This window comes from Pseudomonas frederiksbergensis (assembly GCF_003732275.1).
In the GTDB taxonomy this organism is placed as follows: domain Bacteria; phylum Pseudomonadota; class Gammaproteobacteria; order Pseudomonadales; family Pseudomonadaceae; genus Aquipseudomonas; species Aquipseudomonas frederiksbergensis_H.
In genome coordinates this window covers 29,932-45,397 of sequence record NZ_MOBM01000009.1, presented here as the reverse complement: position 1 = coordinate 45,397, position 15,466 = coordinate 29,932, and the positions used below count along the sequence as shown (strand labels likewise).

Sequence of the window (15,466 nt, the reverse complement as noted above, 5' to 3'; positions counted from 1 at the left end):
GAGCCCTGAATGACCCTCGAACGCGAAGCCGCCGCCAACACCGCCAAGGTCCTGTCCGAAGCGCTGCCTTACATTCGCCGCTATGTCGGCAAGACGCTGGTGATCAAATACGGCGGCAACGCGATGGAAAGCGAGGAGCTGAAAACCGGCTTCGCCCGCGACATCGTGCTGATGAAAGCCGTCGGCATCAATCCGGTGGTGGTTCACGGTGGCGGCCCGCAAATCGGCGACCTGCTCAAGCGTCTGTCGATCGAGAGCCACTTCATCGATGGCATGCGCGTGACTGACGCGCAGACCATGGACGTGGTGGAAATGGTCCTCGGCGGCCAGGTCAACAAGGACATCGTCAACCTGATCAACCGTCATGGCGGCAGCGCCATCGGCCTGACCGGTAAAGACGCCGAGCTGATTCGCGCGAAAAAGCTCACTGTTACCCGTCAGACGCCGGAGATGACCCAGCCGGAAATCATCGATATTGGCCAAGTGGGCGAAGTGGTCGGCATCAACACCGACCTGCTGAACCTGCTGGTCAAAGGCGACTTCATCCCGGTGATCGCGCCAATCGGCGTCGGCGCCAACGGCGAGTCGTACAACATCAACGCCGACCTGGTGGCCGGTAAAGTGGCCGAGGCACTGAAAGCCGAGAAGCTGATGCTACTGACCAACATCGCCGGCCTGATGGACAAGTCGGGCACGGTTCTGACCGGCCTGACGACTCAACAGGTCGACGACCTGATCGCCGACGGCACTATCTACGGCGGCATGCTGCCAAAGATTCGTTGCGCGCTGGAAGCGGTACAGGGCGGCGTGGGCAGCTCGTTGATCATCGATGGTCGGGTGCCGAACGCGATTCTGCTGGAAATCTTCACCGATACCGGTGTGGGTACCTTGATCAGCAATCGCAAGCGTCCTTAAGCGGTACATACAAAAAGACCCCGCTCAGCCTGGCTGAGCGGGGTCTTTTTTTGCCTGCGATCCCTGCCGGATCTTGTAGCCCCCTGTAGGAGCTGCCGAAGGCTGCGATCTTTTGACCTTGTTTTTAAAAAGCCAAAATCAAAAGATCGCAGCCTTCGGCAGCTCCTACACGGGAAGTGCGTCAGACGCCGAATTGTGCGCGGTAGGCTTCAACTGCCGGCAGGTGTTGCTTGAGCTGCGGATCATCCGCCAGGAACTCGAGCACCTGATTCAGCGAAACGATGCTGATCACCGGGATGCCGAAGTCACGCTCCACTTCCTGGATGGCCGACAATTCGCCGTTGCCACGCTCCTGACGGTTCAGGGCGATCAACACGCCCGCGGCTTTGGCGCCGTCCTGGGAAGCGATGATCTGCATCACTTCACGGATGGCGGTGCCTGCGGTGATCACGTCGTCGATGATCAGCACGTCGCCGGTCAATGGCGCACCAACCAGGCTGCCGCCTTCGCCGTGGGCCTTGGCTTCCTTGCGGTTGAAGCACCATGGCAGATCACGGTCATGATGTTCGGCCAGCGCCACGGCGGTGGTCGCCGCCAACGGGATGCCTTTGTAGGCCGGGCCGAACAGCACGTCGAACGAAATACCGCTCTCGACGATGGCTGCCGCATAGAAACGACCCAGCTGCGCCAGGGCAGAACCCGAGTTGAACAGGCCGGCATTGAAGAAGTAAGGACTGGTGCGTCCGGACTTCAGGGTGAACTCACCGAAGCGCAAAACGCCACGATCAATGGCAAAACGAATGAAGTCGCGCTGATACGCTTGCATGAAAAAAACCCCAAATACCACGGATTTAGCTAATTAGGTAGACGCCGTGTATCATACCCGCACGCGATTTTTGGGGCCACTTATGCGGATCATCAGTGTGAACGTCAATGGTATTCAGGCTGCAGTCGAGCGTGGTTTGCTCAGTTGGCTGCAAGCACAGAATGCCGACGTCATCTGCCTGCAGGACACCCGCGCCTCCGCCTTTGAACTGGACGATCCAGCCTTCCAACTGGATGGCTACTTCCTTTATGCCTGCGAAGCCGAAGTTCCCGCCCAAGGTGGCGTGGCTTTGTACTCGCGGTTGCAACCGAAGGCAGTCATCAGCGGTCTCGGCTTCGAGACGGCCGACCGCTACGGGCGTTACCTGCAAGCCGATTTCGACAAGGTCAGCATCGCGACCTTACTGCTCCCTTCGGGGCAGAACGGCGATGAAGATTTGAACCAGAAGTTCAAGCTAATGGACGACTTCGCCCGTTATCTGGATAAACAGCGACGCAAACGTCGCGAGTACATTTATTGTGGCTCGCTGTACGTGGCGCAACAGAAGCTGGATATCAAGAACTGGCGCGACAGCCAGCAATCCCCGGGCTTCCTGGCACCTGAGCGTGCCTGGATGGATGAGATTGTCGGCAACATGGGTTATGTCGATGCCCTGCGCGAAGTCAGCCGCGAAGGCGACCAGTACAGCTGGTGGCCGGACAACGAACAGGCGGAAATGCTCAACCTCGGTTGGCGCTTCGACTATCAGCTGTTGACTCCGGGCCTGCGTCGTTTCGTTCGCAGCGCACGTTTGCCGCGTCAACCACGTTTCTCGCAGCATGCACCGCTGATCGTGGATTACGACTGGACGCTGACCATCTAGTTTTCGCTGACACGAAAACCTGCTGACCGGTGGACGAAAATGCCCATATCGAAAGATATGGGCATTTTTCTTATGCGTTATACCTTCAAGCAGCGGCGAAAAACGGCAGTGCCAAGTACAACTTGATCACGATGACATTAATGATGTCGATGAAGAAAGCCCCCACCATTGGCACCACCAGGAACGCTATCTGCGAAGGTCCGTAACGTTGCGTCACCGCTTGCATGTTAGCGATGGCAGTTGGCGTTGCTCCTAGTCCAAAACCGCAGTGCCCTGCCGCCAGAACTGCCGCATCGTAGTTGCTGCCCATCATTCTGAATGTCACGAAAATCGCAAACAGTGCCATGACCAACGCTTGCGCGGCCAGGATGATAAAGATCGGTAACGCCAGTGCTGCCAGATCCCACAGCTTGAGCGACATCAGAGCGATCGCCAGAAACAGCGATAAGCTGACATTCCCCAACACGGAAACTTCACGCTCAAACACCTGATACAAGCCAAGTGCGGAAAGGCCGTTGCGTAAGACCACACCCACGAACAAGACACATACGAACGTCGGCAACTCAAATACAGTTCCGTGGAGCAGGCCATTCAAGAGGGAGCCTGCCATCAGACTGACGGCGATCAGGGCGAGCGTCTCGATAAACGAAAACGGCGTGATCGAGCGCTCTTTGTTTGGCTGCTCAAAGCCCTTCGGCAGACGCGGCTTATCTTTCTCGCAACCGGGTGTCTGGACACGTTTGATGAGCAGGCGAGCGACCGGGCCACCAATCAAACCACCCAGCACCAAGCCAAACGTAGCAGAGGCCATGGCGAGTTCAGAGGCGGAAGCCAGACCAAACTTCTCGCTGAACGTCGCTCCCCATGCAGCGCCGGTACCGTGACCGCCAGACAACGTAACCGAGCCCGTCAACAAGCCCATCAACGGATCGAGCCCCAAGGCCTTTGCGAGGCCGATGCCCATGGCATTCTGGACCACCAGAAGCCCGATCACCGCCAGTAGGAAGATCCCCACTACGCGCCCGCCTTTCTTCAGGCTGGCAAAGTCTGCACTCAAGCCGATGGTGGCAAAAAAAGCCAACATCAGGGGAGTTTGCAGTGAGGTGTCAAATCGGACGTCGAAATCAAATCCCCGCAAGGCCAGGAGAAGCAGAGCCACCACCAGACCGCCTGCAACAGGCTCAGGAATATTGTAACTGCGTAAAAAACCGATTCGTGTGACCAGTCCGCGCCCCAGTAACAGTACTAAAGAGGCGGCAACAAGTGTTCCATAAAAATCGAGCTGAACCATTAGGATTTATACTTTGATATATATTCATGGGCGAGCTTTTTACCTGGACACGCCTCTTGAACAGGTTGATTTTCTCAACACTGATTTACTTTAAATTCAAGGACCTTCAATGGCCTGAATATATCGAAATATTTCTGAAGGAATATTTACTTGGGGCAACTTTATCAACCGCGAAGTCTCATTGCCAAGTACATAGGCGGCGCTGAGGCAAAGCAGTTGTGACTAGAAGTGTAAGAGCGATAGTGCGCAGTAATACCTGCGGCAGCGGGATATCGCTAATGGCAACGCTTGGGAAGCAGTTTCAAAAAAGCAAATGCCCCGACAAGTCAGGGCATTTACTTAAAAGCGTGGCGAATCATTATTTGATCAACCGCCAAGTGAACGGATACCGGTAAGGGAACCCTTCATTGGCTTTCACGCCGGCAATGATGGTCAATACCAGCGCACCGATCGCGACCAGACCAAACAGGAAGAACCCGATGATCACCACCATCAGCAGGAAGCAGATAGCCGAAGCAATGGCGACGGTAATCTGAAAGTTCAACGCTTCCTTGCCTTGCGCGTCGATGAACGGATCTGATTCGCGCTTCATCTGCCAGAGAATCAACGGACCGATCAGCGTGCCGAACGGCAGCCAGATCCCCAGCAAGGCGGACAGGTGACAAAACATTGCCCACTGACGAACCTCTCGGCTCGGTGTGGGTAGAGGCAGTTGCTCGTCACTCATGGCGTCCTCCTTGCGTGGAGCAGGTCCGATCAGTCGGCCAGTGCAGCCTTCTGCAGTTCGAAAATCTCGATCATGCCTTTCTTCGCCAGTGCCAGCATCGCGTTCAACTCTTCCGGCTGGAACGGCGCGCCTTCAGCAGTGCCCTGAACTTCGATGAAACCGCCAGTGCTGGTCATCACCACGTTGAGGTCAGTCTCGGCAGCCGAATCTTCCAGGTAATCGAGGTCAAGCACAGGCTCGCCCTGGTACATGCCCACCGAAACGGCAGCGATCATTTGCTTGAGCGGGTCGCCACCTTTCAGGCCGCCGCGCTTCTTGATCACTTTCAAGGCGTCGATCAGTGCAACCATGGCACCGGTGATGGACGCGGTGCGGGTGCCGCCGTCAGCCTGGATCACGTCGCAGTCGACGTACAGGGTGACGTCGCCCAGCTTGGTCATGTCCAGCGCAGCGCGCAGGGAACGGCCGATCAAACGCTGGATTTCGAGAGTACGGCCACCTTGCTTGCCGCGGCTCGCTTCACGCTGGTTACGTTCGCCAGTGGCGCGCGGCAGCATGCCGTATTCGGCGGTCAACCAACCCTGGCCCTGACCTTTCAGGAAACGCGGCACGCCATTCTCGACGCTGACGGTGCAGATGACTTTGGTATCACCGAACTCGACCAGCACAGAACCCTCGGCGTGTTTGGTGTAGTTGCGGGTAATGCGGATCGAGCGGAGCTGATCGGCAGCGCGACCACTTGGACGTTTCATAGGGATTACCTGTACGGAGGACGGAAAACTGCCGAGCATTATAGAGCCGTGGGCCGCGAGTGGGCACTTCTAAAAAAATCGCCCGACGATTGAAGCCCCTGAATAGAGCTTAGCCGACGGCCTGCAGCTCTTTGTCACAGCGTGTGTTTGGGCGCATCCGCCCCTCTGCGCTACAATCCTGCGCCTTTGCTGCCTGTCGGCTTTAATTCACAGATAGCGGGTCCGCGGAACCATGGGTTACGCGCCGACCTGCATTGCGAGGTACCTCCATGGTGCACAGCATGACCGCCTTCGCCCGCGTAGAGAAAGCCGGCGTCCAGGGCACCCTGAGCTGGGAACTGCGCTCGGTCAACAGCCGCTACCTGGAACCCCACCTGCGTCTGCCGGAATCTTTCCGCGACCTCGAAGGCGCGGTCCGCGAAGCCCTGCGCCAGGAACTGTCCCGGGGCAAGCTCGAATGCACCCTGCGCTTTACCGAAGAAAGCGCCGGCAAACCGCTGCAAGTGGACCGCGAGCGCGCCGCGCAACTGGTCGCTGCCGCCGAGACGGTCGCCAGCCTGATCAAGAACCCGGCCGCACTGAACCCGCTGGAAGTCCTGGCCTGGCCCGGCGTGCTGGTGGCCGATGCCGCCGACCCGCAAGCGCTGAATGCCGAAGCCCTGGCGCTGTTCCATCAGGGCCTGAAAGAACTCAAGGCCGGTCGCGAGCGCGAAGGCTCCGAGCTTGCGCGATTGATCAACGAGCGCCTGACCTCTATTGAAGGGGATGTGGTGATCCTGCGTGAGCTGGTCCCGCAGATGCTCGCCACCCAACGCCAGAAAGTCCTCGACCGCTTCACCGACATGAAGGCCGACCTCGACCCGCAGCGACTGGAACAGGAAATGGTCATGCTCGCGCAAAAGAGCGACGTCGCCGAAGAACTGGATCGCTTGAGCACTCACATCATCGAAGTTCGCCGGGTGCTCAAATCCGGCGGCGCTGCCGGTCGGCGCCTGGACTTCCTGATGCAGGAACTCAACCGCGAAGCCAACACACTGGGCTCCAAAGCCTTCGACCCGCGCAGCACCCAAGCGGCGGTCAACCTCAAAGTGTTGATCGAGCAGATGCGCGAACAAGTGCAGAATATTGAGTAAGGCAAACCCGACATGACCCACAGCACCGGCACCCTGTACATCATTTCCGCCCCCTCGGGCGCAGGCAAGAGCAGTCTGGTCAAGGCCCTGACCGACGCTGATCAGGAGATCCGTGTCTCGGTCTCCCACACCACCCGCGCCATGCGCCCCGGTGAAGTGAACGGCGTGAACTATCACTTCGTCGAACGCAGCGAGTTCGTGAAGATGATCGAACACGGGGATTTCCTCGAGCGCGCCGAAGTGTTCGGCAATCTCTATGGCACCTCGCAAAGCCACCTGCAGCAAACCCTGGATGAAGGCCACGACCTGATTCTGGAAATCGACTGGCAGGGTGCCGAGCAGGTGCGCAAGTTGATGCCCCAGGCCCGCTCGATCTTCATTCTCCCGCCGTCTTTGCAGGCCTTGCACCAGCGCCTGACCAATCGTGGCCAGGACAGCGACGAGATCATCGAAGGCCGGATGCGCGAAGCCGTCAGCGAGATGAGCCACTACGTCGACTACGACTACCTGATCATCAACGACGATTTCGCCCACGCACTGGACGATCTGAAGGCGATTTTCCGCGCCAATCAGCTGCATCAGAAGCGTCAGCAGCAGCGTCATGGCAAATTATTGGCTGAATTGCTCGGCTAAACAGCTCTTCCCAAAACCGCTGCAAGGGCTTTACATTGGCACTTATAGCGCGTCGAAGAGCCTGGTCAAAAAATCAGCGCTTCCCTAATCGCTGGTGATTTTTTAAACTGTTGAGTCCGCTCGCCCACCCGGGCAGCGCGCATATTGCATTCGCTCCGAGGAATACCATGGCCCGCGTAACCGTTGAAGACTGCCTGAACCACGTGGAAAACCGTTTTGAACTGGTCATGCTGTCCACCAAGCGTGCCCGTCAACTGGCCACCGGCGGCAAAGAGCCCCTGGTTCAGTGGGAAAACGACAAGCCTACTGTTGTAGCGCTGCGTGAAATCGCCGAAGGCCTGATGAGCTACGAGTTCATCGCCAACGCAGAAATCGTCGAAGACGAACCGCTGTTCGCAGCGTTCGAGGACGAGTCCAACGAGGCAGTATAAGTCCATGCCTGGTCGACGTAGCACGGCGCGGGGTCACAACGAACGGCAGGAATTATCATGCCGAGCATAGACGCCCTCGCCGATCGCTTATCGACCTACCTCGGCAAGGACCAGGTCAATCTGGTCCGCCGAGCGTACTTCTACGCCGAACAAGCCCACGATGGCCAACGCCGTCGCAGCGGTGAAGCGTACGTCACGCACCCACTCGCGGTTGCGAATATTCTTGCCGACATGCATATGGACCATCAGAGCCTGATGGCGGCCATGCTGCATGACGTGATCGAAGACACCGGTATTGCCAAGGAAGCGCTGCAAGCGCAGTTCGGCGAAACCGTGGCCGAACTGGTCGACGGGGTCAGCAAACTGACCCAGATGAACTTCGAGACCAAAGCCGAAGCCCAGGCCGAAAACTTCCAGAAAATGGCCATGGCCATGGCGCGCGACATTCGCGTGATCCTGGTCAAGCTGGCCGACCGCCTGCACAACATGCGCACCCTGGAAGTACTGTCCGGCGAAAAGCGCCGGCGGATCGCCAAGGAAACCCTGGAAATCTATGCGCCCATCGCCAACCGGCTGGGCATGCACGCCATCCGCATAGAGTTCGAAGACCTCGGCTTCAAGGCCATGCACCCGATGCGTTCCGCGCGGATCAACCAGGCGGTCAAACGCGCCCGGGGCAATCGCAAGGAAATCGTCAACAAGATCGAAGAATCCCTCAGCCACTGCCTGGCCATCGATGGCATTCAGGGCGAGGTCAGCGGTCGTCAGAAACACCTCTACGGCATCTACAAGAAAATGCGCGGCAAGCGTCGGGCCTTCAACGAGATCATGGACGTCTACGCGTTCCGGATCATCGTCGACAAGGTCGATACCTGCTACCGCGTGCTAGGCGCTGTACACAATTTGTACAAACCGTTGCCGGGTCGATTCAAGGATTACATTGCGATCCCCAAGGCCAACGGCTATCAGTCGCTGCACACCACGCTGTTCGGCATGCACGGTGTACCGATCGAGATCCAGATCCGCACCCGTGAAATGGAAGAGATGGCCAACAACGGCATCGCCGCCCATTGGCTGTACAAATCCAGCGGCGACGAGCAGCCCAAAGGCACTCACGCCCGCGCCCGCCAGTGGGTCAAAGGCGTGCTGGAAATGCAGCAACGCGCCGGCAACTCGCTGGAGTTCATCGAAAGCGTGAAGATCGACCTGTTCCCGGACGAGGTCTACGTGTTCACGCCCAAAGGCCGGATCATGGAGCTGCCCAAAGGCTCCACGGCGGTCGACTTCGCTTACGCGGTACACACCGACGTGGGCAACAGCTGCATCGCCTGCCGGATCAATCGTCGTCTCGCACCGCTGTCCGAACCACTGCAAAGCGGCTCCACGGTCGAGATCGTCAGCGCCCCCGGCGCGCGGCCGAATCCGGCATGGCTCAACTTCGTGGTCACCGGCAAGGCGCGGACTCATATCCGCCATGCGCTGAAACTGCAACGCCGTTCCGAGTCCATCAGCCTCGGCGAACGCCTGCTGAACAAGGTGCTCAACGGTTTCGACAGCTCCCTGGAAAAAGTCCCGGCCGAGCGCGTGCAGTTGATGCTCCACGAATACCGCCTCGAACTGATCGAAGACCTGCTCGAAGACATCGGCCTGGGCAATCGCATGGCTTACGTGGTTGCCCGCCGCCTGCTTGGCGAAGGCGAACAGCTGCCAAGCCCGGAAGGCCCGCTGGCGATTCGTGGCACCGAAGGTCTGGTGCTCAGTTACGCCAAGTGCTGCACGCCGATCCCGGGCGACCCGATTGTCGGCCATCTGTCCGCGGGCAAAGGGATGGTGGTGCATCTGGACAACTGCCGCAACATCAGCGAAATCCGCCACAACCCGGAAAAATGCATCCAGCTCTCGTGGGCCAAGGATGTCACCGGCGAATTCAACGTCGAGCTGCGCGTCGAACTGGAACACCAGCGCGGCCTGATCGCCCTGCTGGCCAGCAGCGTCAACGCGGCCGACGGCAATATCGAAAAAATCAGCATGGACGAACGCGACGGTCGTATCAGCGTGGTCCAACTGGTGGTCAGTGTGCACGACCGCGTGCACCTGGCCCGCGTGATCAAGAAACTGCGCGCCCTGACCGGGGTCATCCGCATCACCCGCATGCGCGCGTAGCCCACCCTTCACAAGGAGTCATACATGACCAAGACCGTTATCAACAGCGACAAGGCCCCGGCCGCCATCGGTACTTATTCCCAGGCGATCAAGGCTGGCAACACCGTTTACATGTCGGGTCAGATTCCTCTGGACCCAAAAACCATGGAACTGGTTGAAGGCTTCGAAGCCCAGACCGTCCAAGTGTTCGAGAACCTCAAAGCCGTGGCTGAAGCGGCCGGTGGTTCGTTCAAGGACATCGTCAAACTGAACATCTTCCTCACCGACTTGAGCCACTTCGCCAAGGTCAACGAGATCATGGGCAAGTACTTCGACCAACCTTACCCAGCCCGCGCCGCCATCGGCGTAGCAGCCCTGCCAAAGGGTTCGCAGGTTGAAATGGATGCCATTCTGGTCATCGAGTAATGTGTCCGGCGCAGCCCGCTGAAGGCTGCGCCGATCTTGCTTTGAAAGGATTCCACCATGCGCCAAGCGCTAGCTCTCTCGCTGGTCGCCCTTCTCTTGGGCGGTTGTGCCAGCGATCCTGCCGATCGTGATATCAGCGGCACCTGGATCAATCAGTCGGCAATCGATGCTGCATCCAAAGGCGGCCCCCTGCGCGAAGCGCTCCAGGCCTATGGCCCGAATCTGGAATGGGACGTCAACACCCGAGCCGGTCAGGCCCGCTACACCAATGGTTTTGAAAATGTCGAAGGCAAGCTGCTGAGCGAAGAGTCCGGCGCCTGGAAAGTCGATTTTTATGGCAGCTCCGCCAGCGAGCTGAAGCGTGATGGCAAGCAACTGAGCCAGGCCGCCAACGACAACGAGCCGGAGCAAGTCTTCGACCGTGCAGCGGTCCCGGTGCCCGAAGGCGCACCGATTGGCGCGAGTTTCGAGCGGGCACTGTATTCGACTTATATGGGCGGCAGCTGGAAAATTCTCAGCGGCCCGGGCGAAGGCAATACCGTGCAATTCCAGGCAGACGGCCAGGTTGCCGGCCTGCCCGGTGCGGATCGTTATGCCCTGTGCCTGGCGGGCGATTGCGCGTCGATGAGCGGCGGCAACGACAACATCTGGCTGCAGGTGAACGGCCAGGGCAATACCTGGATCTTTGCGCGCAAGGGCAAGGAACTGGAGATTTTCCAGACGGTGAATACCGCACTGGCGGACGAGATGCCTTCGTTTACGCCGGGTGATCGCAAGTGGTTGCTGGAAAAGCAGTAACCCGGTTCTGAAACCACCAAAGACCCCATGTGGGAGCGAGCCTGCTCGCGATGAGGCCATAACATTCAACATCATCGCTGACTGTTAAGCCGCCATCGCGAGCAGGCTCGCTCCCACAGTTGTTTTGGGGTGTAGTCAGCAGCGACCTTCGAGGATCGCAGCGTAGCCTTCGCGAAAACTCGGATACTTCGGCACCCAACCCAACGCCTTCGCCCGGGCATTGCTGCAGCGCTTGCTGCCGGCACGACGCACACTCGCATCCTCGGCCCATTCGGTCACGCCCAGATACTCACGCAGCCAGCCCACCACCTCCGCCAATGACGCGGGCGCATCGTCGACGCCTATATAGGCATCATCGAGCGTCACCCCACGCCGATCTGCCTCAAGCAGAAACGCCAGCAACCCCGCCGCGTCGTCGACGTGAATGCGGTTGGCGTACAACGGTGGATCGATCGCCACGCGATAACCGCGACGAACCTGAGTCAGCAGAAACTCTCGGCCCGGACCGTAGATCCCGGTCAAGCGCACGATGCTCGCCGGGATGCCGCTATCACGCGCCACTTGCTCGGCCTCCAGCATCACACGCCCTGAATAGCCAGCCGCCACGGTCGGCGAGTTCTCGTCGACCCACTCGCCCTCTTGCTGGCCGTAAACGCTGCTGCTGGAAACGAATAGCAGCCGATTGGGCACTTGCCCGTAGTCGTCCAGCCATTCCAGCACGTGCTGCAAACCCTGAATATATGCGGCGCGGTATCCGGCCTCATCGTGATCGGTAGCCGCCGCGCAATACACCAGGTAATCCACCGCCCCGATTGGCCAGGTCGCCGGGCAGTCTTTATTGAACAAGTCACCGGCAACGCCAATCACCCCTTGGGGCAGGCGTGAGACGTCACGCCGCAAACCGTGAACCTCCCACCCCGAATTCAACAATTGCGTGGCCAGACGACTGCCGACATCACCGCAGCCGGCGATCAAAACAGAAGGCGCGGACATCAGAAAACTCCTATCGCAAAGCTACAGACTAGCGCTGGCAAAGGACACGCGGCTAGCAATGAAGGAAAAAAAGATACTCTATTACTTTTGTTAACAAGAATTACTTGCAATAATGCACGCCACTTTTGTTCTCGGCCTCACGAGGCCTGGAAGAACATTTACCCTCTTTTCCTCTCAGGTCCGGCCAGCATGACACGCAATCAATTCCCCGCTTCGCCAACCAAACGACCTCGCGCCTGGAGCGCAGTGGCCGCCCTGCTGCTCAGCCTGATGCTGGCGCCGACCGCCGCCTTCGCCGACGCACAAGCGCCGGCCACACAGCCTGCTACCGCTCAAACACCAGCTGCACCTGTCGTGACACCTGCCGCGACCGATCCGGTCCAGGCCGTGAACGCCGCTGACGTACCGGAAGTCCTCGAAGCCGACAACACCCTGGGCATGGCCCATGACTTGTCGCCGTGGGGCATGTACCAGAACGCCGACATCATCGTGAAGATCGTGATGATCGGCCTGGCCATCGCCTCGATCATCACCTGGACCATCTGGATCGCCAAGGGCTTCGAGCTGATGGGCGCCAAGCGTCGTCTGCGCACTGAAATCGTCCACCTGAAAAAAGCCGCCACCCTTAGAGAAGCCAGCGCGACAGCGGCCAAGGAAGGCACACTCGCCAACCTGCTGGTCCACGACGCGCTGGAAGAAATGCGCCTGTCGGCCAACAGCCGCGAGAAAGAAGGCATCAAAGAACGCGTGAGCTTCCGCCTCGAGCGCCTCGTCGCTGCCTGCGGTCGCAACATGAGCAGCGGCACCGGCGTACTCGCCACCATCGGTTCCACCGCGCCGTTCGTCGGCCTGTTCGGCACCGTATGGGGCATCATGAACAGCTTCATCGGCATCGCCAAAACCCAGACCACCAACCTCGCCGTGGTAGCTCCCGGCATCGCCGAAGCCCTGCTGGCAACCGCGCTGGGTCTGGTTGCAGCGATTCCTGCTGTAGTTATCTACAACGTCTTCGCCCGCTCCATCGCCGGTTACAAAGCGCAGGTGTCCGACGCCTCGGCAGAAGTCCTGCTGCTGGTCAGCCGTGATCTCGACCACCTGCCGACCGAGCGCAGCTCGCAACCGCACATGGTGAAAGTGGGGTAATCGGCCATGGGCCTGCATTTGAAAGAAGGCGCAGACGACGATCTGGCCGAGAACCACGAAATCAACGTCACGCCGTTCATCGACGTGATGCTGGTGCTGTTGATCATCTTCATGGTGGCGGCTCCGCTGGCCACCGTGGACATCAAGGTCGACCTGCCTGCTTCCACCGCCAAACCGGCGCCGCGGCCAGAGAAACCGGTGTTCCTCAGCGTGAAAGCTGACCAGCGCCTGTTCCTCGGCGAAGACGAAGTGAAGGCCGAGACCCTTGGCGCCACACTCGACGCCAAGACGAAGGGCAAGAAAGACACGACAATCTTCTTCCAGGCCGATAAAGGCGTGGACTACGGCGACTTGATGAGCGTGATGGACGCCCTGCGCGCCGCCGGCTACCTGAAGGTCGGCCTGGTCGGACTCGAGACGGCAGCCAAGAAATGATCAACACGCGCCAAAAGCTGACGCGTTACAGCGCGAGCCTGGCCGTGGTGCTGGGCGTCCATGCGCTGGCCATTGCGCTGGCGCTGAACTGGACGTCGCGCCCACCGATCGAGCTGCCGCCGCAAGCGATGATGGTCGAGCTGGCGCCGGTTCCGGCCCCGCCACCGCCCGCACCACCGAAGGTGATCACGCCGCCACAGCCACCGGCCCCGGTAGAAGACCTGCCGCTGCCGAAACTCGCTGAAGCGCCGAAGGCCGAGATTGCCGTGCCCAAGCCGGTCAAGCCCAAGCCGAAGCCTCAACCGCCCAAGCCTGTGGAGAAAAAGCCGGAGCCGCCGAAGGAGAAACCTTCCGAGGAAAAACCGAGCGACGCGCAACCGACCCAGGCACCGACGGAGAAATCCGCTCAGCCGGCACCCGGTCCATCACCCGCGCAGCAAGCGGCCAAGGCCAGCTGGCAAGGTACCTTGCTCGCGCACTTGGCCAAGTACAAAAAGTACCCGGCCAGTGCACAGCAGCGGGGCAAGGAAGGCTTGAACCGTCTGCGCTTCGTGGTGGATGCTGAAGGTAACGTGTTGTCGTTCGAACTGGTGGGCCGCTCCGGCAACGCCGATCTGGACCGGGCCACCCTGGAAATGATCCGCCGCGCCCAACCGCTGCCCAAGCCACCGGCCGACATGCTGAACAACGGCTCCATCGAAATCGTTGCACCGTTTGTTTACTCGCTGGAACGTCGCCGTTAAGGCTCCGCCGAACCAATGTGGGAGCGAGCCTGCTCACGATGAGGCCATAACATTCAACATCTTCATTGACTGTAAAACCGCCATCGCGAGCAGGCTCGCTCCCACAGGGTTATCCGTCAGCCGGAAAATCCAGGCATAAAAGCACCGAAAGGTGCCTTTTTGCCTATCTGGAAACGCCAAACCCGCATTGCCCTGTGTCACTCAGCACACTCAGTCTGATAACGTGCGTCTATCGATTGCAGCCGGTATGCTTGGCTCGCAACTTCATGGACGCTTGCTATGACTCTCACAGAATTACGCTACATCGTTACCCTCGCCCAAGAGCAGCACTTCGGTCATGCGGCCGAGCGTTGCCACGTCAGCCAGCCGACCCTGTCGGTGGGCGTGAAAAAGCTTGAAGACGAACTCGGTGTGCTGATTTTCGAGCGCAGCAAGAGCGCCGTGCGCCTGACGCCGGTTGGCGAAGGCATTGTCGCCCAGGCACAGAAAGTCCTGGAGCAGGCCCAAGGCATCCGCGAACTGGCCCAGGCCGGCAAGAACCAGCTGACCGCGCCGCTGAAAGTCGGCGCGATCTACACCGTCGGCCCCTACCTGTTCCCGCACCTGATTCCACAACTGCACCGGGTCGCCCCGCAGATGCCGTTGTATATCGAAGAAAACTTCACCCACGTGCTGCGCGACAAACTGCGCAACGGCGAGCTCGACGCGATCATCATCGCCCTGCCGTTCAACGAAGCCGACGTACTGACCTTGCAGCTCTACGACGAGCCGTTCTACGTCTTGATGCCGGCCCAGCACCCGTGGACCCAAAAAGAATCCATCGACGCTGCCCTGCTCAACGACAAGAGCCTGCTGCTGCTCGGCGAAGGCCACTGCTTCCGCGATCAAGTGCTGGAAGCCTGCCCGACCCTGGCCAAAGGCAACGACGGCGCCAAACACACCACGGTGGAATCCAGCTCGCTGGAAACCATTCGCCACATGGTCGCCTCCGGCCTGGGCATTTCGATCCTGCCGCTGTCGGCGGTCGACAGCCATCACTACGCCCCAGGCGTGATCGAAGTGCGCCCATTGAGCGCGCCCGTGCCGTTCCGCACCGTGGCCATCGCCTGGCGCGCGAGCTTCCCGCGGCCGAAGGCGATTGAAATCCTCGCCGACTCCATTCGCCTGTGCTCGGTGGCCAAGCCGCCAGCGCCGGTGGTGGCCGGTTAAGTCGCTG

Annotated in this window: 17 protein-coding genes; 12 read left to right on the top strand and 5 right to left on the bottom strand. The window is 59.5% G+C overall.

What is annotated here, in order from left to right; genetic code table 11:
* Positions 1 to 9 precede the first annotated feature (9 nt).
* Positions 10 to 915: an acetylglutamate kinase gene (argB, locus tag BK662_RS06705; RefSeq protein ID WP_109626724.1), complete on the top strand. Its 906-nt coding sequence runs from the start codon at positions 10 to 12 to the stop codon at positions 913 to 915.
* 181 nt (positions 916 to 1,096) lie between these two features.
* Here the strand turns inward: argB and pyrE are convergent, their stop codons facing one another.
* Complete coding sequence (pyrE, locus tag BK662_RS06700; protein ID WP_007934609.1) at positions 1,097 to 1,741, bottom strand: orotate phosphoribosyltransferase; 645 nt, start codon at positions 1,739 to 1,741, stop codon at positions 1,097 to 1,099.
* Positions 1,742 to 1,823: 82 nt separating this feature from the next.
* On the opposite strand from pyrE, the gene crc reads away from it, so the two are divergent.
* Positions 1,824 to 2,603, top strand: coding sequence for a catabolite repression control protein Crc (gene crc, locus BK662_RS06695; protein ID WP_007934608.1), 780 nt, complete (start codon positions 1,824 to 1,826; stop codon positions 2,601 to 2,603).
* Between the two features lie 85 nt (positions 2,604 to 2,688).
* Here crc and gltS read toward each other — a convergent pair whose 3' ends face one another.
* From gltS to rph, 3 genes are all read right to left on the bottom strand, one after another.
* On the bottom strand, positions 2,689 to 3,894 hold the full coding sequence (gene gltS, locus BK662_RS06690) for a sodium/glutamate symporter (RefSeq protein ID WP_123357419.1): 1,206 nt from the start codon (positions 3,892 to 3,894) through the stop codon (positions 2,689 to 2,691).
* 358 nt (positions 3,895 to 4,252) lie between these two features.
* Positions 4,253 to 4,621 carry a DUF4870 domain-containing protein gene (locus tag BK662_RS06685; RefSeq protein WP_030132446.1) on the bottom strand — a complete coding sequence of 123 codons (369 nt, stop codon included), beginning with the start codon at positions 4,619 to 4,621 and terminating at the stop codon, positions 4,253 to 4,255.
* Positions 4,622 to 4,650: 29 nt separating this feature from the next.
* On the bottom strand, positions 4,651 to 5,373 hold the full coding sequence (gene rph / locus BK662_RS06680; RefSeq protein WP_008007612.1) for a ribonuclease PH: 723 nt from the start codon (positions 5,371 to 5,373) through the stop codon (positions 4,651 to 4,653).
* A gap of 269 nt (positions 5,374 to 5,642) precedes the next feature.
* Here rph and BK662_RS06675 point away from each other — a divergent pair, with 269 nt between their 5' ends.
* The 6 genes from BK662_RS06675 (at position 5,643) to BK662_RS06650 (ending at position 10,936) form a co-directional block, all read left to right on the top strand.
* On the top strand, positions 5,643 to 6,506 hold the full coding sequence (locus BK662_RS06675; RefSeq protein ID WP_123357418.1) for a YicC/YloC family endoribonuclease: 864 nt from the start codon (positions 5,643 to 5,645) through the stop codon (positions 6,504 to 6,506).
* Positions 6,507 to 6,518: 12 nt separating this feature from the next.
* Entirely contained in the window at positions 6,519 to 7,139 is a 621-nt protein-coding gene (gene gmk, locus BK662_RS06670; RefSeq protein WP_123357417.1) for a guanylate kinase, read from the top strand.
* 167 nt (positions 7,140 to 7,306) lie between these two features.
* Positions 7,307 to 7,570 carry a DNA-directed RNA polymerase subunit omega gene (gene rpoZ / locus BK662_RS06665; RefSeq protein WP_007894670.1) on the top strand — a complete coding sequence of 88 codons (264 nt, stop codon included), beginning with the start codon at positions 7,307 to 7,309 and terminating at the stop codon, positions 7,568 to 7,570.
* 57 nt (positions 7,571 to 7,627) lie between these two features.
* Positions 7,628 to 9,733 (top strand): bifunctional GTP diphosphokinase/guanosine-3',5'-bis pyrophosphate 3'-pyrophosphohydrolase, encoded by a 2,106-nt coding sequence (gene spoT / locus BK662_RS06660; RefSeq protein WP_007934594.1) that lies wholly within the window; start codon positions 7,628 to 7,630, stop codon positions 9,731 to 9,733.
* A 24-nt stretch (positions 9,734 to 9,757) separates the two neighbouring features.
* The gene (ridA, locus tag BK662_RS06655) at positions 9,758 to 10,138 is read left to right on the top strand and encodes a deaminase RidA (protein ID WP_003177257.1); all 381 of its coding nucleotides are present in this window, start codon (positions 9,758 to 9,760) and stop codon (positions 10,136 to 10,138) included.
* Positions 10,139 to 10,195: 57 nt separating this feature from the next.
* Complete coding sequence (locus tag BK662_RS06650) at positions 10,196 to 10,936, top strand: hypothetical protein (protein ID WP_123357416.1); 741 nt, start codon at positions 10,196 to 10,198, stop codon at positions 10,934 to 10,936.
* Positions 10,937 to 11,071: 135 nt separating this feature from the next.
* Here BK662_RS06650 and BK662_RS06640 read toward each other — a convergent pair whose 3' ends face one another.
* The gene (locus BK662_RS06640; protein ID WP_123357414.1) at positions 11,072 to 11,929 is read right to left on the bottom strand and encodes an SDR family oxidoreductase; all 858 of its coding nucleotides are present in this window, start codon (positions 11,927 to 11,929) and stop codon (positions 11,072 to 11,074) included.
* Positions 11,930 to 12,118: 189 nt separating this feature from the next.
* On the opposite strand from BK662_RS06640, the gene exbB reads away from it, so the two are divergent.
* The 4 genes from exbB to BK662_RS06620 all read left to right on the top strand — a co-directional run bounded on the left by exbB (position 12,119) and on the right by BK662_RS06620 (position 15,459).
* Positions 12,119 to 13,072 carry a tonB-system energizer ExbB gene (gene exbB / locus BK662_RS06635; protein WP_123357413.1) on the top strand — a complete coding sequence of 318 codons (954 nt, stop codon included), beginning with the start codon at positions 12,119 to 12,121 and terminating at the stop codon, positions 13,070 to 13,072.
* A gap of 6 nt (positions 13,073 to 13,078) precedes the next feature.
* Entirely contained in the window at positions 13,079 to 13,507 is a 429-nt protein-coding gene (exbD, locus tag BK662_RS06630; RefSeq protein ID WP_038980717.1) for a TonB system transport protein ExbD, read from the top strand.
* Positions 13,504 to 14,250, top strand: a complete 747-nt coding sequence (locus tag BK662_RS06625; protein WP_123357412.1) for an energy transducer TonB family protein — start codon at positions 13,504 to 13,506, stop codon at positions 14,248 to 14,250. The genes exbD and BK662_RS06625 overlap by 4 nt, the downstream gene beginning before the upstream one ends.
* A 279-nt stretch (positions 14,251 to 14,529) precedes the next feature.
* Positions 14,530 to 15,459: a hydrogen peroxide-inducible genes activator gene (locus tag BK662_RS06620; protein WP_008007618.1), complete on the top strand. Its 930-nt coding sequence runs from the start codon at positions 14,530 to 14,532 to the stop codon at positions 15,457 to 15,459.
* Positions 15,460 to 15,466 lie beyond the last annotated feature (7 nt).